The organism is Pseudomonas turukhanskensis (genome assembly GCF_027922365.1).
Classification (GTDB): domain Bacteria; phylum Pseudomonadota; class Gammaproteobacteria; order Pseudomonadales; family Pseudomonadaceae; genus Aquipseudomonas; species Aquipseudomonas turukhanskensis.
On sequence record NZ_BSFN01000001.1, the window covers coordinates 256084 to 278760 of the forward strand.

General features: G+C 62.5%; 23 protein-coding genes and 1 riboswitch. Of the genes, 1 reads left to right on the top strand and 22 read right to left on the bottom strand.

Going from position 1 to position 22677, the window contains the following annotated elements; genetic code table 11:
• Positions 1-51: 51 nt before the first annotated feature.
• The 5 genes from PKE98_RS01150 to PKE98_RS01170 form a co-directional block, all read right to left on the bottom strand.
• The gene (locus PKE98_RS01150) at positions 52-1137 is read right to left on the bottom strand and encodes a DmpA family aminopeptidase (RefSeq protein WP_271193382.1); all 1086 of its coding nucleotides are present in this window, start codon (positions 1135-1137) and stop codon (positions 52-54) included.
• Entirely contained in the window at positions 1127-1984 is an 858-nt protein-coding gene (locus PKE98_RS01155) for an ABC transporter permease (RefSeq protein ID WP_271193383.1), read from the bottom strand. The genes PKE98_RS01150 and PKE98_RS01155 overlap by 11 nt, the downstream gene beginning before the upstream one ends.
• Positions 1981-2883, bottom strand: coding sequence for an ABC transporter permease (locus tag PKE98_RS01160; protein WP_271193384.1), 903 nt, complete (start codon positions 2881-2883; stop codon positions 1981-1983). The genes PKE98_RS01155 and PKE98_RS01160 overlap by 4 nt, the downstream gene beginning before the upstream one ends.
• Entirely contained in the window at positions 2880-3998 is a 1119-nt protein-coding gene (locus tag PKE98_RS01165) for an ABC transporter ATP-binding protein (RefSeq protein ID WP_271193385.1), read from the bottom strand. The genes PKE98_RS01160 and PKE98_RS01165 overlap by 4 nt, the downstream gene beginning before the upstream one ends.
• Before the next feature lie 127 nt (positions 3999-4125).
• Positions 4126-5178, bottom strand: coding sequence for a polyamine ABC transporter substrate-binding protein (locus PKE98_RS01170; protein ID WP_271193386.1), 1053 nt, complete (start codon positions 5176-5178; stop codon positions 4126-4128).
• 224 nt (positions 5179-5402) lie between these two features.
• Here PKE98_RS01170 and PKE98_RS01175 point away from each other — a divergent pair, with 224 nt between their 5' ends.
• Complete coding sequence (locus PKE98_RS01175) at positions 5403-6239, top strand: MurR/RpiR family transcriptional regulator (RefSeq protein ID WP_271193387.1); 837 nt, start codon at positions 5403-5405, stop codon at positions 6237-6239.
• 98 nt (positions 6240-6337) lie between these two features.
• Here the strand turns inward: PKE98_RS01175 and argE are convergent, their stop codons facing one another.
• The 17 genes from argE to PKE98_RS01260 form a co-directional block, all read right to left on the bottom strand.
• A complete protein-coding gene (argE, locus tag PKE98_RS01180) occupies positions 6338-7486 on the bottom strand; it encodes an acetylornithine deacetylase (protein ID WP_271193388.1) in 1149 nt (382 codons plus the stop codon).
• A gap of 42 nt (positions 7487-7528) precedes the next feature.
• Positions 7529-8206: a DUF1028 domain-containing protein gene (locus tag PKE98_RS01185; protein WP_271193389.1), complete on the bottom strand. Its 678-nt coding sequence runs from the start codon at positions 8204-8206 to the stop codon at positions 7529-7531.
• A gap of 102 nt (positions 8207-8308) precedes the next feature.
• Positions 8309-8725: a RidA family protein gene (locus tag PKE98_RS01190; protein ID WP_271193390.1), complete on the bottom strand. Its 417-nt coding sequence runs from the start codon at positions 8723-8725 to the stop codon at positions 8309-8311.
• Between the two features lie 257 nt (positions 8726-8982).
• Positions 8983-9408 (bottom strand): hypothetical protein, encoded by a 426-nt coding sequence (locus PKE98_RS01195; protein WP_271193391.1) that lies wholly within the window; start codon positions 9406-9408, stop codon positions 8983-8985.
• On the bottom strand, positions 9408-10040 hold the full coding sequence (locus PKE98_RS01200) for a phosphatase PAP2 family protein (RefSeq protein WP_271193392.1): 633 nt from the start codon (positions 10038-10040) through the stop codon (positions 9408-9410). Before PKE98_RS01200 ends, PKE98_RS01195 begins: the two co-directional genes overlap by 1 nt.
• 282 nt (positions 10041-10322) lie before the next feature.
• On the bottom strand, positions 10323-11192 hold the full coding sequence (locus PKE98_RS01205; RefSeq protein WP_271193393.1) for an ABC transporter ATP-binding protein: 870 nt from the start codon (positions 11190-11192) through the stop codon (positions 10323-10325).
• A complete protein-coding gene (locus PKE98_RS01210; RefSeq protein WP_271193394.1) occupies positions 11192-12028 on the bottom strand; it encodes an ABC transporter permease in 837 nt (278 codons plus the stop codon). Before PKE98_RS01210 ends, PKE98_RS01205 begins: the two co-directional genes overlap by 1 nt.
• A complete protein-coding gene (locus tag PKE98_RS01215; protein WP_271193395.1) occupies positions 12025-12822 on the bottom strand; it encodes a hypothetical protein in 798 nt (265 codons plus the stop codon). The genes PKE98_RS01210 and PKE98_RS01215 overlap by 4 nt, the downstream gene beginning before the upstream one ends.
• Entirely contained in the window at positions 12819-13601 is a 783-nt protein-coding gene (locus tag PKE98_RS01220; RefSeq protein ID WP_271193396.1) for an N-acyl homoserine lactonase family protein, read from the bottom strand. Before PKE98_RS01220 ends, PKE98_RS01215 begins: the two co-directional genes overlap by 4 nt.
• The gene (locus PKE98_RS01225) at positions 13598-14236 is read right to left on the bottom strand and encodes a cysteine hydrolase family protein (RefSeq protein WP_271193934.1); all 639 of its coding nucleotides are present in this window, start codon (positions 14234-14236) and stop codon (positions 13598-13600) included. Before PKE98_RS01225 ends, PKE98_RS01220 begins: the two co-directional genes overlap by 4 nt.
• On the bottom strand, positions 14224-14991 hold the full coding sequence (locus PKE98_RS01230) for a creatininase (protein ID WP_271193397.1): 768 nt from the start codon (positions 14989-14991) through the stop codon (positions 14224-14226). Before PKE98_RS01230 ends, PKE98_RS01225 begins: the two co-directional genes overlap by 13 nt.
• Positions 14988-15875: a DMT family transporter gene (locus PKE98_RS01235; protein ID WP_271193398.1), complete on the bottom strand. Its 888-nt coding sequence runs from the start codon at positions 15873-15875 to the stop codon at positions 14988-14990. The genes PKE98_RS01230 and PKE98_RS01235 overlap by 4 nt, the downstream gene beginning before the upstream one ends.
• Positions 15872-16624, bottom strand: coding sequence for an SDR family NAD(P)-dependent oxidoreductase (locus tag PKE98_RS01240; protein WP_271193399.1), 753 nt, complete (start codon positions 16622-16624; stop codon positions 15872-15874). The genes PKE98_RS01235 and PKE98_RS01240 overlap by 4 nt, the downstream gene beginning before the upstream one ends.
• Complete coding sequence (locus tag PKE98_RS01245; protein ID WP_271193400.1) at positions 16624-17400, bottom strand: SDR family NAD(P)-dependent oxidoreductase; 777 nt, start codon at positions 17398-17400, stop codon at positions 16624-16626. Before PKE98_RS01245 ends, PKE98_RS01240 begins: the two co-directional genes overlap by 1 nt.
• A 3-nt stretch (positions 17401-17403) precedes the next feature.
• Positions 17404-18429: a fatty acid desaturase family protein gene (locus PKE98_RS01250; protein ID WP_271193401.1), complete on the bottom strand. Its 1026-nt coding sequence runs from the start codon at positions 18427-18429 to the stop codon at positions 17404-17406.
• A 91-nt stretch (positions 18430-18520) separates the two neighbouring features.
• On the bottom strand, positions 18521-19537 hold the full coding sequence (locus PKE98_RS01255) for an ABC transporter substrate-binding protein (protein ID WP_271193402.1): 1017 nt from the start codon (positions 19535-19537) through the stop codon (positions 18521-18523).
• 46 nt (positions 19538-19583) lie between these two features.
• Positions 19584-19686, bottom strand: a riboswitch (guanidine-I (ykkC/yxkD leader).
• A 1102-nt stretch (positions 19687-20788) separates the two neighbouring features.
• On the bottom strand, positions 20789-22639 hold the full coding sequence (locus PKE98_RS01260) for a diguanylate cyclase (protein ID WP_271193403.1): 1851 nt from the start codon (positions 22637-22639) through the stop codon (positions 20789-20791).
• Between the last annotated feature and the right edge of the window lie 38 nt (positions 22640-22677).

Genomic DNA, 22677 nt, shown 5'->3' on the forward strand with positions numbered 1-22677 from the left:
GGCTGGTCTCCCTCTCCCGCTTGCGGGAGAGGGCCGGGGTGAGGGGACGCTCTACGCTTTCATCGCCGCCAACAACCGCTGCCCATCCAACGCCTTGCACACCCCCACGGGCTTTTGCATGGGCGAATCCTCGGCCGCCAGCATGGCATTTAAAATCGCCTCATCGGTGCTCTGCACCGCCGCCAGATAAAACGCGTCGAAACAATCGTCGTTCAAATAATCCAGGTTCTGCAGCGGCCCCGAGAGCTGCGGCAGCGGCCGTGGATTGGCGACGCTCAGCGCCAAGAAAATATCCCCGGAATTATTGCCCCCCGGCGTCCCTGCCAGGCCAACGCCCAACCCCGCCCGACGGGCAAGCCGGCGCAGCTGGTGCGGCAGCATCGGCGCATCGGTGGCGATAATCACCACGATGGAACCGCGCTCACGGTCCAGGCCATCTGGCAGCTCATCCGGCAAGCGTTCCCCCACCGGCACACCGAGCACTTTGAACCAGTCACGCATGCCATGGTTGGCTTGCAGCAGCACGCCGAGGGTGTAGGTGTTGCCGTCCACTTCAATGACGCGCGACGCCGTGCCGGTGCCGCCTTTGAAACCGTAGGCAATCATGCCGTTGCCGCCGCCGACGTTGCCTTCGGCCAGCGGCCCGGTCATGGCGCCGTCGAGCGCGGCGCGGGCGTGGGCTTCGGTGACGTGCAGGCCGTTGATGTCGTTGATGACCCCGTCGTAGGTTTCCGCCACCACCGGCATCGCCCACAGGTGATTGCTTTCCCAGGCCTGTGCGTAGTGCTCGATGGTCCAGCGCGTGGCCGCCTGGTGCACGATGCCGACGCTGTGGGAGTTGGTCAGGCATACCGGGCCAACAAAGTAACCGCCGTCTTCAATCCAGTGCGTGCCGGTCATTTCGCCGTTGCCGTTCAAGGCCGAAAAACCGGCCCACACGGGCATCGGCTCAGGCTCGTAACCACGCGGCAGAATGGCGGTTACCCCAGTCTGGATACGTTTGCCGTTGGCCGCCGTTCCTTCGACATTCTGGTAACCCACCAACACGCCGGGCACATCGGTGATGGCGTTGTCGGGGCCGGTGCGGCCGGCGAAGGCCAGGCCAAGCTGGCGGGCGCGGGGCTTGTTAGGAGCCATGGGAGTCCTCGGCTTTCAGTGCAGCAGGTTGGCGGTTGCGCAGGTACAGGCCCACCGCTGCAATCAGCAGTGAGGCCAGAATCAGCAAGGTGGCGATGGCGTTGATCTCGGGTTTGATGCCGCGGCGGATCATGCCGTAGATGTAAACCGGCAACGTGGTGGAGTCGACGCCGGAGATAAAGTAGGTGATCACCAGGTCGTCCATGGAAATGATGAACGACAACAGCGCCCCACCGATCACGCCAGGCAGAATCATCGGCAAGGTGATGCGGCGGAAGGTGTACCAGGGGTTGGCGCCCAGGTCTGCCGAAGCTTCTTCGAGTCGCGTATCCATGCCCGCCAGGCGCGCGCTGACGACGATAAAGACGTAGCTCACCAGAAAGCTGCAGTGGCCGATGATGATCGACACCTTGCCCAGGGGGATGCCGATGTTGACGAAGAAAATCAGCAGGGAAATGCCCAGCACCACGTCCGGCATCATCATCGGCATAAACAGCAACATGCGGTAGAAGCCTTGCAGGCGGAAGCGAAAGCGCGCCAAGGCCAGAGCGGTCAGCGTGCCAATCACGGTGCTGATCAGCGCGGTAATCAACGCCACGCTCAGGCTGGTGCGCAGCGAGCCCAGCAACTGGTCGGTGGACTCGATGTATTGCACGTTGTCGGCCAAGCTATTCGCCATGCCAAAGATCGAGCGGTACCAGTCCAGCGAAAAGCCGCCCCAGATCATCATGTTCAGCGGGTTGCCGTTGAACGAGTAGACGAAGATCAGGCCAATCGGCAGGTAGAGAAAGACAAAGAACAGCAGGCTATAGCCGGACAGCAGGTTCTGCCCCAGACGCCGCATCATGGTCGACCCTCCAGTGCTTCGGCGCGGCTCAAGCTGCGCACGTACAGCAGCAAAAACACCAGCACGCTGGCCATCAGCAGCATCGCCAGGGCGGCGCCGAACGGCCAGTTACGCGCGGCAAGAAATTGCTGTTCCACCAGGCTGCCGATCATCAATACCTTGGCGCCCCCGAGCAGCGACGGCACGATGAAATTGCCCAGGCTTGGGATAAACACAATGATCGAGCCGGCGGCCACGCCGGGCATGGTCAGCGGCAGAATCACTTTGCGGAAGGTTTGCCAGCGGCTGGCGCCGAGGTCTTGTGAGGCCTCGATCAGGCGGCGGTCGAGCTTTTCCACACTGGCGTAGATGGGCAGGAACATAAACGGGATAAAGATATACACCAGGCCAATCAGCACGGCGGTTTCGCTGTAGATCAAGTCCAGCTCGGCGTTGATGCCGAGATGATGCAGAAACTGATTGAGAAAACCGCTGGGGCGCAGAATCAGCACCCAGGCATACAGGCGCACGATCAGGCTGGCGAAGAACGGCAGGGTGATCAGAAACAGAAAGAAATTGCGCTTGCGCGCGTCGAGCCGGCTGACCCAGAACGCCACCGGGTAGCACACCAACAAGGACACCAGCACCGTGAGCAGCGCAATGCGGAACGAGCGCAGGATGATTTCCAGGTAGACGATATCGAACTCTTCGTTGCTGCCATCGGCCCAGCCGAGCACACGACCGAAACTGTCCGGGTAGAAATTCCACTCCACGCCGCCATACATGCCCGGCTCGGCCAGGCTATAGGCGGCCATGATCAGCAGCGGCGCAACAAAGAAACCGCCGATCAGCAACGTGACCGGGCTTAGCAAACCGAATAGCCGCAGGCGGTTGCGGCCTTGCAGGGTCAGGCCGCTCATCTGGCGCCACCCGCCAGTACATGGGCGGCTTGGCTGGCGTACCACAGGCGCAGGGTTTCGCCGGCGTGCAGACGTTGCAGGGCCTGGCGCGCCGCATCACGCACCACGGCTTTTACCTGGCTGCCCTGGGGCGTGCGCATGCTCACTTCAAAGTCTTTGCCGACAAACACGGTTTGTTCCACCACGCCTTCCAGCCAGGCGTGGCTATCGCTGCTGCCGGGGCAGTCGAGGTGAAACTGCTCGGGACGCAGCAGCACCTGCACCTGCTGGTTCAACTGCAACTCGCCACGGCGCACCCGCAGGGTATCGCCCACGTCACTGACCAACTCGGCGTGCTGGTCATCCACCACACTGACCCGAGCCTTGAACAGATTGCTCTCGCCGATAAAGCCGGCGACGAAGGCATTGGCCGGGCGGTCGTAGATGGCTTCGGGGCGGCCGATCTGCTGCACATGGCCGCCGTTGAGCACCACGATGCGGTCGGACATGGTCAGGGCTTCTTCCTGGTCATGGGTCACAAACACAAAGGCGATGCCCAACTCGCTCTGCAACTTTTTCAGCTCGCGCTGCATGCTCTGGCGCAGGTGGCGGTCGAGTGCCGACAGCGGCTCATCGAGCAGCAGCAAGGCCGGGCGATTGACGATGGCGCGGGCCAGGGCCACACGCTGTTGCTGGCCGCCGGAAAGCAGGCCCGGCTTACGCTTTTGCAGGCCGCCCATGCCGACCATTTCCAACGCTTCGCCAACGCGGGTATCGCGCTCTTTGCGCGGCACGCCACGCACCTCCAGAGCGTAACCGACGTTGTCGCCCACGCTCAGGTGTGGGAACAGGGCGTAGCTCTGAAACACAGTGTTCACCGGGCGTTGGTAAGGCGGCACATCATTCATCGGTTGGCCCTGAATGATCAGGCTGCCGCTGTCCAACTGCTCGAAGCCGCTGATGGCCCGCAGCAAGGTGGTTTTGCCGCAGCCCGAAGGCCCCAGCAAGGTGACGAATTCATTGGCGCCGACACTCAGGTCGACCCCATCCAACGCCCGCACCGCCTGACCTTCAGGGGTACGGTAATGCTTCACGGCAGCCTTGATTTCGACCACCGGGGTGTTGGTGTGAGACATGAAAAGCTCCGGAGAAACGGAAGACGCAAATCGTGCGGCGGCGTAGGGCGAATATCGCCAGAGGCGATATCCGCCGTTGCATTTCGCAGAACGGCGGATATCCGCAATGCGGATATTCGCCCTACGGTTAGTTGGCCGTACGCACTCGCGTCCAGGCGCGGTCGTATTTCTTCAGGTCTTTACCCAGGTCGTTGAAGATCTGCAGCTTGGCCTTGACCTCTGCCGGCGGGTTGGCCGCCGGGTTGTCTTTGAGCTCGGCGGGCAGCAGTTTCAGGGCCTCGCCATTGGGCGTGCCGTTGGTTTGCTGGATGGTGTTGAGCGAGGCGATTTCCGGGCGCAGGAAGAACTCCATAAAGCGCTTGGCGTTGGCCTTGTTGGGGGCGGTTTTCAGCACGCACATATCTTCCTGATACATCGTCGCGCCTTCTTTCGGAATCACGTAGGTGAGATTGGCCGGGTCTTGCTTCACGTACATCAGCGCACCCACAAAGTATTGCGCGGCCACCACATCGCCCGACTGCACCATCGGCACTACTTCGTAGCTGAACGCGGAAATCAGCGGCTTGCGTTCCAGTAACCAGTCCTGGGCCACCTTGAGGTCGTCCGCGCTGGTGGTGTTCACCGACTTGCCGTTGCTGATCAAACCCACCGCCAGGACTTCGCGCATATCGTCGAGCATGGCCACCTTCTTGCCGGCGCGGGCTTCGTTGAAGAAGTCGGTCCAGGTCTCGATGGGTTTGCTCACCTTGCTCTTGTTGTAGAAGATGCCGACCGTGCCCCAGGCATAGGGCATGCAGTATTCGCCCTTGGGGTCGGACTTGGCGCGCAGGTACGCCGGGTCAATGTTCTTGAACGCCGGGCTCTGGTTGATATCGGTTTTTTCCAGGAGGTTCAGCGCGGCCATGGTGTCGTGCATGTGCACCGAGGGAAACACGATGTCGTAACCGGTGGCGCCGGCTTGCAGCTTGGCGAGCATTTCTTCGTTGCTGCCGTAGGTATCCAGGCCCACCTTGATGCCGGTTTCGGCGGTAAAGCGGGTGAGTACTTCCGGGTTGATATAGTCGCCCCAGTTGTACAGCCGCAGTTCTTCGGCGGCCTGCGCGGTGCCAGCGCCGATGCTGAAGATCAGAGTGCCGCCGATGACGGCGTGACGCAGGGGACGGGTGATAAGGTCGAGCATGTTCCTGTTCTCCACTGTTTTGATTGCGCAAGGCGTGGCCTGGCACTGTTGTTGCGGCAGGAATTGCGTAGGTTGTTCAGCGATATCGGGTTAGGTCTGAGTGCCTGGGTCTGCTGAACGAACCTTTGTAGGGCGACTCGAGAATAGAATATATTTCTTCCAAAGATCAACACTCTGACATACTCGTGTCAGACTTTAATTTTTCAGCCAGCCGGAGCGCAGGCATGCTCGATAGCAAAATGGAACAACTGGACGGCAAGCTGACCCCCGCAGAACGCACGCTATGGGCCTATATCCAGGCCAACCGGGAAACCATCGCCTTTGAAAATGGCGCCAGCCTGGCCGAAAAGAGCAAGGTCAGCCCCAACACCGTCAGCCGCTTTCTACGCCGCCTTGGCTACAAGGGCCTGAAAACCCTCAAGGAAGAATTGCGCGATGACGTACGCATTCAGTCGTTGCTCAACACCACGCTTATCGAGCGCGTGGACCAGCAACCCGACGATCTGGTCGCCCACCTCAACGAAGAAATCGAAGCCCTCAGCGCCTTTGCTGCGCAGCTCAGCGGCCAGCACTGGCAAGACGTGGTGCAGCGCGTAAGCGAAGCCGAGCGCGTGTTTGTCTGCGGCTTTCAAACGATCAAGGGCCTGGCTGAAGACTTTGCCAACCGCCTGTCACTGGTGCGCAGCGGGGTGGAGTTTCTCGACCTCTACAGCGGCGTGCTGGGGCGCTGGATCGACAGCCGCGACAAGCGCTGCTGCGTGATTCTGATCGACATCGCGCCCTATGCCGACGCCGGTATCGCCTTTGCCAACAACTGCCTGCAAAGCGACACCGACCTGGTGGTGTTCACCGACGAATACGGCATTGCCCGGCACATCGACACGCCGCTGATCATCACCATGAAAACCAAGACCGGGCTGATTCTGGAGTCCACCGGCGGGCTGACCAGTGCGCTGAATGTGCTGCTGCACTGCGTGGCGTCGCAGCGTAAAGGTGAGCTGAAGGAGCGGTTGGCGGCGTACCGCTCGCGGGTGGAGAGTTTGAAGTTGTATCGGCCTTGAGATCTGACGCGGACCTTAGGGCGACTATCCCCTTCAGGGGTATCCGCCGGGTTCGCTAGGCAATCGCAGCGGCGGATATCGCCAAGGCGATATTCGCCCTACGCCTGCATCCACTCGGCCAACCGCGCCAGCATGGCATCGCATTGGTGGAGTTGCTCAAGGCTCACAAACTCATCCGGCTTATGCCCCTGGTCCATGCTCCCCGGCCCGCACACCACAGTGGCGATACCAGCCTGGTCGAATAACCCGCCTTCGGTGCCAAACGCCACAGTGCCGAAATCACTGGAACCACTGATCAGCGCCAGCAACTTCGCCGCCTCGCTATCGTTCGCCGTAGCCAACCCCGGATACGCGCTGATCGGTGTAAAGCGTATGCCTGTGCCCGGCTGCACCGCATTCATCTGCGGCACCAGCTCGGTTGCATAGGCCTGCAGCTCAGCGGCAACCTGCTCGGCGTTGTCGGCGGGCAAGGTGCGCACTTCAAAGTCGAAACGACAGTGCTCGGGCACGATATTCAGCGCGCTGCCGCCGCTGATGGTGCCGGTTTGCACGGTGGAATACGGCGGGTCGAAGCGGCTGTCGTGGCGCTCTTTGGCGGCCAGGCGCTGCGCGATTTCGCCGAGGCGGCCAATGAGTTTCGCGGCGTATTCGATGGCATTTACGCCCTGCGGCGCATAGGCCGAATGGCAGGCGGCACCATGCACGTCGCAGCGCATCCCGAGCTTGCCCTTGTGGCCGAGCACCGGGCGCATAAAGGTTGGCTCGCCGATGATGCACAGGCTGGGGCGCTCGGGGCGGCCCTCGAGTGCTTCGATCAGGCTGCGCACACCGAGGCAGCCGACCTCTTCGTCATAGGAAATCGCCAGGTGCAGCGGCACCCGCAAGGGCTTGGCGAGAAACGCCGGCAAGGCCGCGAGCACGCAGGCGATATAGCCCTTCATATCCGCCGTGCCACGGCCGTAGAGCTTGCCGTCCTGTTCGGTCATTGCAAAGGGCGGCACGGTCCAGGCCTGGCCGTCCACCGGCACCACATCACTATGGCCGGAGAGCATCACCCCCCCCGCGCCCGCTGGGCCGAGCCGGGCATAGAGGTTGGCCTTGCGACGGTCATCGCTGTAGATCAGCTCGCTGTCGATGCCAAGGCCCGAGAGGTAGTCGTGGACGAATTCGATCAACGCCAGGTTCGACGCGCGGCTGACGGTGTCGAAGGCGATAAGGTGGGATAGCAGGTCGCGGCTGGTGGGCATGATCGGACTCGGTAGCTAAACAAACTTCCGTGAAAGGCGAGTTCACTCGTCCCCTGGCACACCGTAACTCGGCGCCTTGGTCGGGTCGAGGGCACGGGTGATGTAGTCCTGCATCTGCGGGCGATACGCCGTCCACAATTCACCCAGCTCGCCAATCGGATCGTGCTCAGCCCAGTCCACGCGTAAATCGACAATCGGCCACAGCAAGTCGCTCACCACCGACATCGCCGCCGAATGCACCGGCCCGGCTTCGCCACCGGCGGCCATTGCGGCATTCATTGCCGCCAGCAAGCGGTCGGGCAGTGCTTCGCCCGCGCTGCCTTCGAACGCCGCCACCATGGCCTCGATCACCTGCGGGCTGGACAGCAAATTACCCGCCGCCACGCATTGCTCACCGGCCACCGCATTGTGCAGGCCAAGCGCTTCGCTGCCGGTAAACAACGCGGTGGCGCCGTGGTGGTCGATCACCGTTACCTGGCGAAACTGGCTAAAGCCGTGGGTGGTCAGCGCCTTGTCCAGGGCCTCGCTGGCACTGGCGCCCTGCTCCAGCAAGTCGAGAATTTCCGGGCCCAGGGCCGGCAGGGTGATGTTCTGCGTGGACACCGCACCAATGCCGCCGCGCACCCATGGGCAACGGGCACCCACGGCGATGCTGGAGGAGCTGATGGCGATACCCAGCTGGCCGGTTTCGGCGCAGCGGCCGACGATGGAGAAGGTCATGAATGCTCCTAAAAAAACCAACAAAGCGTCACGAGCGCAGGCGAGACAAGGCGAAAACCGATGAAGAGGTTTTCAACGCAGTATCGCCAAGCGCAGTAGCTTTCAATCCGGGATAACAGCGATCACATCAATCTCCATCAACCACTGCGGCTGACCGAGGGCGGAAACCACCAACCCGGTGGAAATCGGAAACACGCCTTTCAACCACTTGCCCACTTCCTGGTACACCGGCTCGCGGTAGCGGGGGTCGGTGAGGTAGGTGGTGGTTTTAACGATATGGCTCAGGTCGCTACCCGCCTCCTCCAGCAGTTGCTTGAGGTTTTTCATCGCCTGTTCGGCTTGTGCGCGCGGGTCGCCCAGGCCCACCAGGTTGCCTTCGAAGTCAGTGCCTACCTGCCCGCGTACATACACGGTGTTGCCGGCGCGCACGGCCTGGCACAGGTCGTTGTCCAGGGTCTGGTTGGGGTAGGTGTCCTTGGTGTTGAACATGCGAATGCGGGTGTGGGTGGGTTTGCTCATGGGCGACCTGCTGGTTCGGTGTTTGGAAAAGCCCCTCACCCTAGCCCTCTGCCACAGGGAGAGGGTACTGGAGCGGAGTTCGGCAATCATTCCCGGTCGGCCCCCTCTCCCTCCGGGAGAGGGTTGGGGTGAGGGCGCTTTTTGCCACGCCCACGACCTATGCCAGCATTCTGTCCACACCCAGGCCAGAGCGAAATTAGGTTTTTTGTCGTCGTGGGTTAGGTAAAAACTGGGGTGGGGCTGAGCCGGGGTGGAGCTTAGCCGGCGTGGCGCTGCATATTGAATACCCGCCACTGGCCGTCGTCGCCGTAACGCAGGCTGACCTTGAGCAGGCAGGCGCCTTCGAACTCCACGTCGACCTCGGGCATCTCCACCGGCGCGTCGTTCCACCAGCGGCGCAGGCGGTTACCGTTGGTTTGCGGCGGGGCGGTCCATTCCACGCGGTCGACGGTGCAGAGCTGGCGTTGCATCAACGCGGCAAATTCAGCCGGTGTGCGACCCACGTATTCGTTACGCAGCGCCAGGTCCTGCGCCTTGTCCAACTGACCGGCTTCCAGCAGGGTGATAAACGCCTGTGCGCGGTCCACCGCTTCGACCGGGTAATGCTCAGCTTTGGCCCAGATATACGCGCCGACCGGCAGGGCGATAACCGCCGCTGCCGCCAGCAGAGCGCGCGAGCCCATCAACGCGAGGACTGGGCCGTCGGCGACTGATGCCAGTGCGGCTTGATATAGGGCTCTTCGGCACCCGAGAGGATGATGGCGAAGTGGTTGAGTACGCCCTCGGCGGTGTATTTGGGGAAGCTGGCGCACACGGCGATCACGGTAAAGCCCATGGCCATGGCGCGGCCCGGAAGCGGACGGATGTCGACGCGTTCGGCCAGGGCCAGAAAGGTGAGCGAACCCAGGCTGCCGATCAACGCACCGGCAATGGCTTCGGAAACCGGGTGCACGGTAGGCGCAACGATGGTGATGGCGAAATACCAACCCCATACCAGCGCCGCCAGCGCGACCGGCCAGCGCAACCAGGGGCGCCATTGCCGCACCAGCAAGCTGAAAAATACCGGCAGTACCAGACAGGCGTTCATGGCGTGGCCGCTGAACACGGCAATATTCAGGGTTTCCAGGCCATGGCCCCAGCCCTTGAACGCCACTTTGCTGACCATGACTGCACCATAGGCGAGCGCCACAACCAGCAGCCACAGCTGCGCCGCGCCGCGCGAAGCGCTGTAATTCAGCCAGGCGGCCACCAGCAGCAAGGCCGGAATCATCACGGTAATACCCATATAGGGCGTAATCGAGAATTCGCTTTCCACGTTGTCCCTCACATTCACACAGCCGCAGTCGGTCACTCGACGGCGGCGATTATTCTCGGCAGAACGCCACGCAACAAGGGGGGTATTGATCGATTTTTATTAGAAGGGGGTGACGCTGCACCGGTTTGGAAAAGCAAGTTCCACGCCGTGCTGAAATGAGACCTGACGGTTGCAGGTTAGTTGCGCCTCTCGTCGCCCGCCGCGTAGGACGAATACCCGCCACGCGGGTAGCCGCCGATTCACCAACGCCGAAACGGCGGACATGCCGTTGGTGTATTCGCCCTACAACGCCGCCGGCTGGGTCCGGGTCAATTGCTCGAGGAGTTCCAAATCGGTACTCATGCCCGAGGTTTCACGGATCCGCGCCAGAATCTCGCGCTTCAAGGTAAGAAATTCAGCTGACAGTTTCATGTCTTGATTGCGCTCGGCTGGCAGCGGTACGTCGTAGATGGTGTCGATGCGCCCGGGGCGTGGCGCCATCAGCACCACGCGGCCACCGAGGTAAATCGCTTCTTCCACGTCGTGGGTCACAAACAGGATGGTGCTCTTTTCCAGGCGGTGCACGTGGCGGATCAGGTCGTGCATCACTTCGCGGGTTTGCGCATCCAGGGCGCCGAAGGGTTCGTCCATCAGCAGAATTTCCGGCTTGGGCATCAGCGCGCGGGCAATCGCCACCCGCTGCTGCATGCCGCCGGAGAGCTGATTGGGGTAGGCCTGGTGGAACGCCGACAAGCCCATCAGGTTGAGCAGCGCATCGGCGCGGCCGCTGGCCACTTCGATATCGCCGTCGGTTTTCACCGTGTCGGACACCACCTTGAGCTGGCGGCAGAACTTGATGTTTTGCATCACGTTCAGCCACGGATACAGGCTGTAGTGCTGAAACACCATGGCGCGGTCGATGCCGGGGCCGGTTACGGCGCGGCCATCGAGCAGAATTTCCCCCCGGCTGTGCTGCTCCAGCCCGCCGATGCTGCGCAGCAGGGTGGACTTGCCGCAGCCCGAGGCGCCGACGAAGGTGATGAATTCGTTGCGCTGGATATCCAGGTTGATGTCCTGCAGCGCCTGCACCTCGCGGTTGCGGGTTTTGAACACCTTGCTGACCTGGCGGATACGGATCTTGGCGCCGCTGCTGTTCTCCACTGCCATCGTCATTACCTCTTCAACCAGGGAAAGGCTGCACGGCCGAGCCAGCGGAACGCCTGGTCGGTGAGCAGGCCGATAACGCCGATCAGAATGATGCCGGCGAAGATCTTGTCGGTTTGCATATAGCGCTGGGCTTTGAGAATGGCGTACCCAAGGCCCGAGTTGGCGGCCACCAGTTCGGCCACCACCAGGTAGGTCCAGGCCCAGCCACAGGTGATACGCAGGGTGTCGAGCAGCGCCGGGCGCGCCGAGGGCAGTATCACCAGCTTGACGATCTCGCTGCGGCTGGCACCCATGGTCTGCGCCGCTTCGATCTGCGCCATCGGCACCCGACGTACGTCTTCGGCCACCATCAACACCATCTGGAAAAAGGTGCCGATAAAGATGATCAGCACCTTGGAGCTTTCATCAATGCCCACCCACAGCATCACCAGCGGGATAAAGGCCACCGCCGGCATATAGCGAATAAAGTCGGTGAGCGGTTCGAGAAAGGCCTGCACCGGGCGGTAGGTGCCGATATACAGGCCCAGCGGCAGGGCAAACAGCGCCGAGAGCAGAAAGCCGGTCATCACCCGGTACACGCTGATGCCGATATCGGCCAGCAGGCCTTCATCGCTCCACCAGCGGCCTACCCGTGCCAGCACCGCATCGGGCCCCGGCATAAACATCGGGTTGGCCAGGCCCGCAGCGGTGTAAGCCCACCAGACCAGCAACGGCAGAATCAGGCCAGCGGCGGCCAAGCCCCAGATGGCGCCGCGCGAGAGCTCGCCACGGATCACCCACCAGCTCTGGCGGGCAGGTTGCGTCGCCGCTTGCGGTTCGGGCAAGGGTTGATGGGCGCTCATGACAAGGCCTCCTCAGCAGGGGGAAAAATAGGATTCGCACGCCGCCGCCAGCCGCCGATGGGCAACACATGGCCCAGCTGCGCCAGGGTATCGACGGCGCATAGCTGCTCGGCGTGGTCGGGGTCGATGGTGGCGGGCAACAGAGCCTGGCCGATCCGTTCGGGAATGGTCGACAGCTCGATCTGCCACGGCTGCTTGCCGTGGTGATGGCGACCAAAGGACAGCTCACACTCCAACAGATGCACCTGACAGACGCCCTGCTCCAACAGCGCCAGCAGGGAGCCGGCGGGCGGTAGCGGTTTGTGCCGACTGGCAGCAAACACAAAGTAGTCGCCGGCCAGCAGCAGACAGCCCTGGCGGCCATCGGCGGCCACCAGCCATTGACCCCAGTTACGCCCGATGGAGTCCGGCAGGCGCTCCCATACCTCGTGGTAGCTGCCATCCAGGCCGTCTTCGAATACGCACTCGGAATGCTCGAACCGCATGGTGCCGATGTCTTTGCTGACCCGAGGCGGCTGCACATCGAAGGCGCGGTGCCATTGGCACAGCTCGGCGCTACCGGCCGGCTCGGTGATTTCGGTGACACCGGCAAAACCCGCCTGGGTTGCCAGTTCGCGCACGCTCTGCGGTGCCGGTTGCGGAATACGCAGGTCAGCGAACAGCCGCGCGGTCTGCGTCCAGTACACCTGGGTGCTGCTGTCACGCACGCCGCCCGTGGTGGTCAGCAGCGTGCGCTGCCACACGCCCAGGTAACGCTCAGGCACCGGGCTTGAGGTAAGCGGCGAACCACTCATGAATGAAACTCCGGAAACTGTTTGAGCCCGCGCCAGAACGCCATGTCGTGATTAGGCCACAGCTCGCCGTCAGTCTCCCTGGCCAGCGCCTTGAGCTTGCGGATACTGGCAACCGCCAGGTCTTCGCGCGCCTGCCACAGGGTGCCGGGGGCGATTTCGTCGTCAATGTTCTCGGTCAGGTCGGCCGCATCACCCGCCAGAATCACCGGCCGGCCCTGCGGCAGCTCGATCAGCAGCGACATATGCCCGGCGGTATGCCCAGGCGTGTTGATGGCGCGCACGCCCGGCACCAGGTCGTATTCGTCGGTCTGGATTTTCCAGCGGTAGTCGCCGGCAAAGTCATCGGCGAAATAGGCGTCGTCGGCCTTGGCTTTCGCTGCCTCCAATTCGGCGCCGTGCACATGCACCTCGGCGCCGCACACTTCGCACAAGCCGCCGGCATGGTCGAAGTGCAGGTGGCCGAGAAACACCAGGTCAATATCGGCGGGCGTCAGCCCCAGGCGGGCGAAGTGTGCGGGCAGGCGTTGGTCTTCGCTCATCTGCGGCGCGCCCATGGGAAATTCCACCGGGTCGTACCAGCGCGCACGCTGAACCGGGTCGTTGATCTTGGCGTAGTCGCAACCGACGTCGTACAGAATGCGGCCGTGGCTGGTCTCGATCAGGTAGGCCAGAATCGGCGCCTCGATCTGCACGCCATGGCCACGGTTATAGGTGGAGATGGTCTTGTCGTAGCGATGGGTGGCGGTGAGCAACGGCCAGAGTTTTTTTACCTGCGTCATACCCGCTGCTCCAGCTCCGCGATCAGGCGCTGACTGTCGCATACCCGGCCAAACAAGCCACCTTCCACATCGACCATGGCCAACGCGGCAGCGTGCAGTTCAGGGTAGGCCGAGCCACAGGCATCGCTGACCAGCGTGCAGGCGTAACCCAGATCCACCGCGCTGCGCAGCGTGGACGACACACACACTTCGGTGGTAACGCCGGTGATCACCAGGTGGTCAATGCCGCGGTTGCGCAGCAGCAGGTCCAGGTCCGTGCTGGCAAAGGCGCTGTAGCCGGGCTTGTCGATCACCGGCTCGCCCGGCAGCGGTTGCAGTTCGTCGATCAGGTCGTGGCCAAATTCACCCCGCACCAGCAAACGCCCCAGCGGCCCCGGGTGGCCAATCGGCGCGCCGGCATTGTGCGCACGTAACCGCTTGGGCTCGGGCAAATCGGTTAAATCCGGCCGATGCCCTTCGCGGGTATGCAGCACCAGCAGGCCCTGGGCGCGGGCGCAGGCCAGCAGGTCCTGGATGGCCGGAATCGGCGCACGCAGCAAGCTGATATCCAGCCCGGCCTGATCGGCGTAGCCGCCCGGCGCGCAGAAGTCGCGCTGCATATCGATGACGATCAGGGCGGTGCTCACAGCTTGAATTCCTTGCGCACCGCCTGGGCGATGCCCTGGGTGATGTCGGCGGCCATGCGCGCGCCCTTTTCCGGCGTCGAGCCCTTGGCCGATGACAGCACACCAGAGGCCGGCACCCACTCGGTGCGACTGGGGTACATGTCGTAGGGCGGGAAGTCGGCCGGCGGTTCATCCGGAATCAGGTCGATACGCACCAGCTTGGGCAGGTAATGCAGCATCAGCGAAGTTTCGATCACCGCCGCGTGCTCTAGGGCGAAACCGGGGAAGCCGTTGGGGAACACCGCTGCCAGGGTTTCTTCCGTGCAGAAGTCCCAGTGCTCAAGGCGCATCACTTCAAGTTTGCTGTCCTTGCCCAGCTCGCGCATGGCCAGCTCGATGCCTTCGGTGACAAACCACTGATTTTCGTAGTGCCCGTCCACCAGCACCAGGCGGGTAACGCCATGGCGGGCGAACTCGCGCACGGCGTCGCGCACCAGGGCGATCAGGGTTTGCCCATCGAGGCTGGTGGTGCCGCAGAAATGATTGCCGCCGCCGCACTTGGGCTGGGATTTGTAGCCGTAGGACAGCGCCGGCGCCACCAGCCCGCCGACCTTGGCCGCCACGTCTTCACACAGCGCACTGGCCAGCAGCGCATCGGTGCCCAGCGGCAAGTGCGGGCCGTGTTGCTCGGTGGCGCCACAGGGCAAAAAGACGACCGGCGACAGTTCGCGCACCTGGCGCGCGTATTCCACCCAGCTGAGCTGGTCCATGCGTACGCTTGTCATAGAGACGCCTCACAAGACTGTTGACTGTTAACCCGTGGCGGCCGGGCAGCGAGTACCGCTGCCAGGGTGACCAGCGCGCCGCCACACCATTCACGCAAGCCCAGTTCCCGATCGCCAAACCAGGCGCTGGTGAGCACCGCCACCACCAGCTCCATCACCACCAGCACGGAAGCGCGACCGATCTCGACATGGCTGAAGCCGTATTGAGCGGTGGCCATGGCCACCAGCCAGAAAATGCCGAACAGCAAGACCTGCCCCCACAACGTCGGCGACATCGGCGGCAACGGCGTGGCTTGCAGCCAGCAGAACACCGCGCCCACCGCCGCGCTGCCGAGAAACGCCACCACCGACTTGCTCGCCAGCGGCACCTGGTCGGCGGCGCGGGTGACCAGGTTGTTCATGGCAAAGGCAAACCCGGCGACCAGCGCCAGCCAGTCGGCAGCGGTCAGCGGTTTGAAGGTGTCGCGGCTAAGCCCCAGCGTCAGGGCAATGCCCAGCATGGCCAGGCCCAGCGCCAACAACCGCTCCGCGCTGAGCTTTTCGCCCAGCGCCAGCCAGCCGCCGAGCAGGCCCCAGACCGGCGCCAGGTAAAACAGCAACATCACTCTCACCACGTCGCCTTCGGACAGCGCACCGACCAGCCCACCGGTGCCGAACCCGCCCAGCACGCCAATCGCTAGCAAGCCCCAGCGTTGCGACCACCACGCCCTGCGCTGCCAGACAAGCACCGGAATGGCCAGCCCACACAACAACCCATAGGTGGCGAGTACCACCGGCATACCGCTCAGGCCCTGATCGGCAAAATGGTGCAGCGGCATCCAGCCCAGGCCCCAGAGCACGGCGGCAAACAACAGAATGCTTTCCGGTTTGAGCAGGCTGTTCATCCCATCCACGCCCCGCCGTTGGCGCCAAGCATCTGCCCCTGGAAAAAACTCGCCTGCGGCGACACCAGAAACAGCACGGCAGCGGCAATTTCTTCCGGGCGGCCAAGGCGGCCCATAGGAATGGCCACCTCCTTGGCGATCATCTCGGCGCTCATGTTTTCTGCGCTCACCATCGGCGTGTCCACCGGGCCCGGGGCCACGCCGTTGATACGGATGGCTGGGGCGAATTCGCGGGCCAGGGATTTGGTCAGGCCGATCACGCCGGCTTTGGCGGTGCAATACGCGGCGTATTTCTCGCGGCCCAGGTGGCCCAGTTCCGAGGCGATATTGACGATGCTGCCCGAGCCGCGCGGCTGCATATGGCCCAGCGCATGGCGGCAGCAGCGGTACACGGCGCTGAGGTCGACGCCCAGCAGCGTGGCCCAGTCGTCTTCGCTGGTTTCCAGAAAGGGTTTTTCCAGAATGATGCCGGCGTTGTTCACCAGAATATCCAGGGCGCCGACGGCAAAAATCTCTTCAAACATGGCCTCCACGTGCGCGGCAGAACTGACATCCGCTTCCACCGCCCGCGCCCAGCCACCGGCCGCCGTAATGCGCGCGACCAACCCGGTGGCGGCCTGCGCCTGACCGAAATGATTGATCCACACCTTGGCGCCGGCCGCGGCCAGGGCCAACACGGTGGCGCGGCCGATACCGGTGGCAGCGCCGGTGACCAGCGCCACCTGGCCGCTGAGGGGTAAGTCGCTCATCAGTGCATCACCTCACCATGGCTGACCGACAGCGCCTGCCCGGTCAGCGGCAGCGCCAGAGCGCTCCCGAGAAACAGAAAGGTGCCGGCCAGGTCGGCGGGCGTCAGCAATTCCGGCACGGCCTGGGCGGCGAGGATTATCGCCAGCTCATCGGCTTCGCTACGGCCGTTGGTATCGGCCATGACCTTGAGCGAACGCATGGCCGCCTCGGTGCCGATCCAGCCGGGGCACACCGCATTGACGCGGATACGCCGAGGGCCAAGCTCCCAGGCCAGCGAACGGGTCAGGCCGATTACGGCATGTTTGCTTGCCACGTAGGCGCTAAAACCCGGCACGCCTTTAAGGCCCCAGATCGAGGCCTGATTGATCACGCTGCTGCCGGCCTTGAGCTGGCCTTGCAGCGCGCGGGTCAAGCGCAGCATTGAGGCCACGTTGTTATCCAGCAGCGCCTGCCAGTGGGCATCGGCAGCGCTGCCGGTGTCGCTCAATGGCGTGGCGTATTCGACGCCGGCGTTGTTGATCAACACATCGATTGGGCGGCCTTCGCGGCCGGCGGCAAAGGCTGCGACGGCGGCGCTGTCGCCCAGATCCAGGGTGCTAATCGTCACCGCCGTGAGGTTGTGCAACGCCTCGGCCACCGCCGCGAGCGCCTCGCCGTTGCGGTCGAGCAATTCCAGGCGTGCGCCTTGTTCAGCAAAGGCACGCGCCAGGCCTTTACCGATGCCGCTGGCGGCACCGGTGAGCAGCACGGTCTTGCCGCTGTAATCGAGGTTCATCGCCTATACCGCCGTCAGAAACGACACGCCGACCGCGCCGTAGAAACCATCGGCACGCCGTTGCTGCTCAGGCGCGGCCACTTCGCCGTAGTGGTCGTCCATCACCCGACGCAGGCGGTGTTCGTGAAAGCTTTTGAGCAGCAAGTGCATCGGCAGCACCTGGGCGTAATCGCTGCCATACAACTCGCGGTGCAAGGCCGGCAGGCGGTACCAGGGCGCCACCGGTCTCTCGTGGTGGGCGTTGTGGTAGGAGAAATTCAGCAGCAACAGATTGAGCACCGGCCAGCGCGCCGACACCACGTTGCTGTAGGTGTTGTGCTGCTCATAAACGCGGTCACGCACCTTGTCATTGGGAATGGCGCCGCCGTCTTCGAGCACGGCAAAGGCGTCGTAGGTGTGCTGATAAGCATCGGCAAAACGCAGCACGGTGAGCATCAGCATCCAGGCCAGGCAATACAACACCAGCGCCTTGAACGATACAGCCGCGAGCACGGCAAACAGCGCCGAGCGAATGGCCAGGGTAAGCAGCACCTTCTTGCGGTTGGCGCGATGCTTTTCGTCGTGAGTGATAAAGGGCAACACCACCACGTAGTAATGCATCACCAGCTCGATGGCCGGGATATAGGCCCACTCCAGCGCCAGGATGACCTTGCGCAACCACACCGGGCAGGCCTTCATAAAGGCCTTGGTGTCGAAGGTGATCACATCCGCGCGGTCGACGTGATGGCGCATATGTTTTTTGCGCAGGTATTGGAAGCCGGCGTAGCAACTGCCACACAGCCAGCTACAGAACTCCCCCGCCCACTCATTGTGTTTGGGCTTGGCGAAAATGGTGCCGTGGGCGAATTCGTGAATCAGGTAAGCCGCGATGATCATCGCGTGGCCAAGCAATAGGGTGCCGAGCAGGTTCAGTGCCCAGTGGGTGTTGAACAGCAGCGCAAAACCGCCGATGAACGTGGCGAAGACATAGGCGAACGCCAGCGAGTTAGGCAGCTTGCCGTCGGCGTAACGGAAAATCTGGGTCGACATGATGGCTCCTGTTTAATCGGCGTTGCCTGTGGTGCGCACAGCACACCCTACGGCGGTGTGCGCACCGGCAACGTGATGTCGTGTGCCGGCCTTACTTGGCCAGGGCTTCGACGAAGGACGCGTCAAACGTGGTGGCGAAATTCGGAATGGTCGGGATCTGGCCGTTGTCTTTGAGCAGGGTGCCGATCACCGCGCCGCTACCGAAGAACGAGCTGGTGGCGTCGGATTTCTCGAAGTTCTTGCTCATTTCCGCCAGCGGAATGTTGTACACACCGCTCATTTGCTCAGTGGCTTCCTTGGCGCTTACGCCCAGCACCTTGCCGATGATTTCAGCCGCTTCGGCCGGGTGGCTTTTGATATACGCCAGGCCATCGACGTAACCCTGCATCAGCGCGTTGATTGCGACTTTGCGTTTGGCGATGACTTTTTCGTCAAACACCAAAACGTCGGTGATCAGGCCCGGGGCATCTTTGGAGGAATACACCACGTGAAACTTGTCGCCCGGCATGCCGAGAATCTGCGACACGTTCGGTTCGTAGGTCACGCCCACCGGCAGGCTGCCAGAGGCCATGGCGCCTGGAATGCTTTCCGGGGTCATGTTGACCGGGCTGATGTCTTTTTCAGTCATGCCGTTGGACTTGAGGGCATAGGCCAGCAAGAAGTCAGAGGGCGAAAGCGGGTTGTAGCCGACCTTCTTGCCCTTAAAGTCTTTGACCGAGGTGATGGCCTTGTCCGCCACGATGGCATCGCCGCCGTTGGAGAAGTCGATGGGCATGACCACCTTGTGCTTGAGGCCCTTGGCCACGCCGCCGACCACTTGGTCGTAAGTGAGCATGCCGCCATCCAGCGCGCCGCCGACCATAGCGGTCGGGATCAAGGCCGGGTCGTTGAAAAACTGCAGTTCCACTTTCAGGCCGTGGGGTTTGTACAGGTCGAGTTTGTCGGCGACATAGAACGGCGCGTAACCGGCCCAGACAACGGTACCGATTTTCAGGGTTTCAGCGGCTTGGGAGGCGATGGGCAAGAGGCTGGCAGCAGCGGCCAGGCAAGCCCCGAGCAGGCTTTTGCGCAACGAAGGAAGCTTGAAGCAAGACAACGGCGTGGTCATGGCAACACTCCTACACGTTAAGGAAACAGGCACGGGATGACATCACGTCTCCCGGGCTTTTCTCCCGCCGTGTAGCCCTCTTCCTTAGGGCCGGAAAACTCTCGGACCAGCGTCCACCTCGGTGGACCGGAACCCTAGTTCGCCTCTGGTTACAGCTCCTGTGTGCCAAGCGTCATGAGTGGCTTTGTGACGGCGGTGCCGACGCGAAAAACTCATCCCGTTCGGGAAGGGATATAGCAAGGTCGGTGCCAGGCGTTGAAAACCTCACGGTTTCAAGGGGTTGGTGTTTTGGGGTGGGTGGTTGGAGGGATGGGCGAAGGGGGGTGGTGCACCTTTGGTAGGCGGGGTGCTTGGTTTCAGTGCGCTTTGGTTACAGGGAGGCTTTATATAGGGTGTGCACCGCGCACCTTGCGGTTTATCAGGCGACTGTTGTTTTTCTGCATTACCGCGTGTGTTGAACGTTTTGTTTCGCGCCTTACGCGCGAGTTTCTTTTTCCAATCGATGAAAAAGAAACCAAAAAATCTTGCCCCTACCTGGGCCCTACGCTGCGCTTCGGGTTCCCTCGCTGCGTCGTCGCTCCAGGGGCCGGGCTGAGGGCCATCCATGGCCCCATCCCTCTTCGCGGCTCCCGGCCGCTACGACCCCTTACGCAACGACTCCACTCGGCCGGGCGCTCAAGGGGCGGGTAGATCACAAGCGGTAGATCACAAGCCAGATCAACGGCCCCTCACCCCCGCCCCCTCTCCCGCACGCGGGCGAGGGGTGACGTATGGCGGCTACCGCATTTGATTTGCCCCCTCTCCCGCTTGCGGGAGAGGGCTGGGGTGAGGGGCTTTTGATCTACTTTTGATCTTGATCTTGATCTACCCGCCCCTTGAGCGCAGGCCGAGTGGAATCGTCGCGTAGGGGGTTGAGCGGCATGGATGCCGCGAGAGGCACGATGGGCCAGGGACGGCCCGTCGTGGCGTGCCCCTGGAGCGGCGATGTAACGAGGGAAGTTTTCACGCAGTGAAAACCCAAGGTGGGGGCTAGACCTTTTGCTGACTTTTGGGGCAATGCCAAAAGTCAGTCGCGCGTAAGGCGCGAAATAAAACGTTCAGCGCACGCGATAACGAAGAAAATCACCGCCAACCAGAAGAAAGAAAGGTGCGCGGAGCACACCCTACAAAAGCCTCGCGCGTAAGGCGCGAAACAAAAACGCCGCACACGCGGTAATGAATACCTCCACCAGATCCGAGCAAACCGAGTCCTCAAGCAGGCAACGCCTGAACCCCCTGCACCTGATTCCTCCCCCCCTGCTTAGCCACATACAACGCCCGATCCGCCGCACTCAACAGCGCCTGCACATCCAGCACATGCTCCGCCGAATTACACGCCACCCCAATGCTCACCGTAAGCCGCACCTGCACGCCGTCAGCATCCAGCGTAATCCCCGCCACCGCCTGCCTCACCTGCTCAGCCAACTCAAAGGCATCCTTGGGATTGCTGTCGCGAAGCAACACCACAAACTCCTCACCGCCATAGCGCGCCGCCAGGTCGGCACTGCGCCGGGTCGCCTGCTTCAAGACCTGCGCCACCGCACTGATGCAGGTGTCGCCAAACGGATGCCCATAGGTGTCATTGATGCGCTTGAAGTGGTCGATATCAATCATCAGCACCGCCAGAGCCGGGTCGTTCAGGTGCGCCAGTTGCTGGTCGCAATAACGCCGGTTGGCCAACTGGGTCAGGGCATCGGTATGGCTGATGCGGGTGAGCTCGGTGTTGGCTTGCTCCAGATCCAGCTTGGTGCGTTGCAGCGCAGACGTACGTTCCTGTACCCGGTGTTCCAGTTCTTCGTTGGTGCGCCGCTGCACCTCAAGCATTTGCTGCTGGGTGGCCAGTGCCTGCTCGCGGGCTTCAAGCAAGCTGTGCTGGGCCGCTACCCGCTGCGCGCGCTCGCGGTTCAGGCGGTCGGCCAGGGCCACGGACAGCAGAATGAATTCGACGAAAAAGCCCAAGGTCTGTGCGCGCAGGGTGATCTGGTTGATTGGCAGCAGCCCTTCCAGCGCCGCCACGTGCACGAAGGTGCACACGATCAAAACGCTCCAGGCCAGGATAAACATCGGCGCCGACGCATTGCCGCGGCGCCAGGCCGACACCGCCACCACCAGCGCCAGAATGCAGGAGGCCAGTGCCACCTGATTGACCCCGATCCAGTACACCCAGTCAGGCTCGGCCAGCACCAGCACCAACGCCGCCAACCAGTAAAGGGCCAAGAGATTGTTGGTCCACAGCGGCCAGCCGCCGTAACGCGGCAGGCGCAGAAAGGCGCGGATAAACATGGCGGCAGCAAAGAAGCTCCAGATCGCCGACAACGCGTAGATCTGTCGCGCCGGGGTGCCCAGGTCCGGCCAGACGTAAAGCGGGCCGATGCCGGAAATGCTCAGTTCGTAAATGATCACCCCGAGCAGATAGAGGGTGTACCAGACGTAGCTGCGGTGCCGGGTGAACAGGTAGAGGCTGGCGTTGTAGAGCAGGATGGCGAGCATGGCGCCGAAGAACATGCCCAGCAGCATGCGCATGCTTTTTTCCTGGGCCTGGAATTGCTCATCGCTGAACAGCTCCAGGGGCAGCACCAGGTTTTCCTTGCTGCTGACGCGCATGTACACCCAGGCCTCTTCGGCTTTTTCCAGGCTCAGCGGAAACACCAGCTGCCGTTCGGCCCGTGGCCAGGTGCTGAAGGGCAGGTGGTCGCCAGCCGATTGCATGGCGCCCCAGCTTCGGCTTTCGGGGTAGTACAGGCGCACGTCGGCACGGTCGAGGATCGGCCAGTCCGCCACCAGCAGCCAGTCGTTGATGTTGGCGATATTGAGCAGGTGCACGCGCACCCACACCGCCTGTTCCTGATGACCGAGGTTTAGCGAGTCGGCATTGACCAGTTGCCAGCCGCGCGAGCGCTGGGCGTCGACAAATTGCAGGGGTTGTTGTGGCAGTAAATACTCAAGCTGCGGGCCCAGGCGCAGGGGCTCCATTTCATCTTGCAGTTGCACCAGTGCCGCTTGGCAGCCAAAGGCCGCAAGCCAGCACAGCAACAGGGTCATGACGTGAAAGCGCAGCCGCATTGCTCACCCTTAGCCGGTAGGTCAGTCCTTGACGATAT

Coding starts and splice junctions, on each gene's coding strand:
- PKE98_RS01150 (WP_271193382.1), bottom strand. CDS start 1,137: ATGGCTCCTAACAAGCCCCGCGCCCGCCAGCTTGGCCTGGCCTTCGCC.
- PKE98_RS01155 (WP_271193383.1), bottom strand. CDS start 1,984: ATGATGCGGCGTCTGGGGCAGAACCTGCTGTCCGGCTATAGCCTGCTG.
- PKE98_RS01160 (WP_271193384.1), bottom strand. CDS start 2,883: ATGAGCGGCCTGACCCTGCAAGGCCGCAACCGCCTGCGGCTATTCGGT.
- PKE98_RS01165 (WP_271193385.1), bottom strand. CDS start 3,998: ATGTCTCACACCAACACCCCGGTGGTCGAAATCAAGGCTGCCGTGAAG.
- PKE98_RS01170 (WP_271193386.1), bottom strand. CDS start 5,178: ATGCTCGACCTTATCACCCGTCCCCTGCGTCACGCCGTCATCGGCGGC.
- PKE98_RS01175 (WP_271193387.1), top strand. CDS start 5,403: ATGCTCGATAGCAAAATGGAACAACTGGACGGCAAGCTGACCCCCGCA.
- argE (WP_271193388.1), bottom strand. CDS start 7,486: ATGCCCACCAGCCGCGACCTGCTATCCCACCTTATCGCCTTCGACACC.
- PKE98_RS01185 (WP_271193389.1), bottom strand. CDS start 8,206: ATGACCTTCTCCATCGTCGGCCGCTGCGCCGAAACCGGCCAGCTGGGT.
- PKE98_RS01190 (WP_271193390.1), bottom strand. CDS start 8,725: ATGAGCAAACCCACCCACACCCGCATTCGCATGTTCAACACCAAGGAC.
- PKE98_RS01195 (WP_271193391.1), bottom strand. CDS start 9,408: ATGGGCTCGCGCGCTCTGCTGGCGGCAGCGGCGGTTATCGCCCTGCCG.
- PKE98_RS01205 (WP_271193393.1), bottom strand. CDS start 11,192: ATGACGATGGCAGTGGAGAACAGCAGCGGCGCCAAGATCCGTATCCGC.
- PKE98_RS01210 (WP_271193394.1), bottom strand. CDS start 12,028: ATGAGCGCCCATCAACCCTTGCCCGAACCGCAAGCGGCGACGCAACCT.
- PKE98_RS01215 (WP_271193395.1), bottom strand. CDS start 12,822: ATGAGTGGTTCGCCGCTTACCTCAAGCCCGGTGCCTGAGCGTTACCTG.
- PKE98_RS01220 (WP_271193396.1), bottom strand. CDS start 13,601: ATGACGCAGGTAAAAAAACTCTGGCCGTTGCTCACCGCCACCCATCGC.
- PKE98_RS01230 (WP_271193397.1), bottom strand. CDS start 14,991: ATGACAAGCGTACGCATGGACCAGCTCAGCTGGGTGGAATACGCGCGC.
- PKE98_RS01235 (WP_271193398.1), bottom strand. CDS start 15,875: ATGAACAGCCTGCTCAAACCGGAAAGCATTCTGTTGTTTGCCGCCGTG.
- PKE98_RS01240 (WP_271193399.1), bottom strand. CDS start 16,624: ATGAGCGACTTACCCCTCAGCGGCCAGGTGGCGCTGGTCACCGGCGCT.
- PKE98_RS01245 (WP_271193400.1), bottom strand. CDS start 17,400: ATGAACCTCGATTACAGCGGCAAGACCGTGCTGCTCACCGGTGCCGCC.
- PKE98_RS01250 (WP_271193401.1), bottom strand. CDS start 18,429: ATGTCGACCCAGATTTTCCGTTACGCCGACGGCAAGCTGCCTAACTCG.
- PKE98_RS01255 (WP_271193402.1), bottom strand. CDS start 19,537: ATGACCACGCCGTTGTCTTGCTTCAAGCTTCCTTCGTTGCGCAAAAGC.
- PKE98_RS01260 (WP_271193403.1), bottom strand. CDS start 22,639: ATGCGGCTGCGCTTTCACGTCATGACCCTGTTGCTGTGCTGGCTTGCG.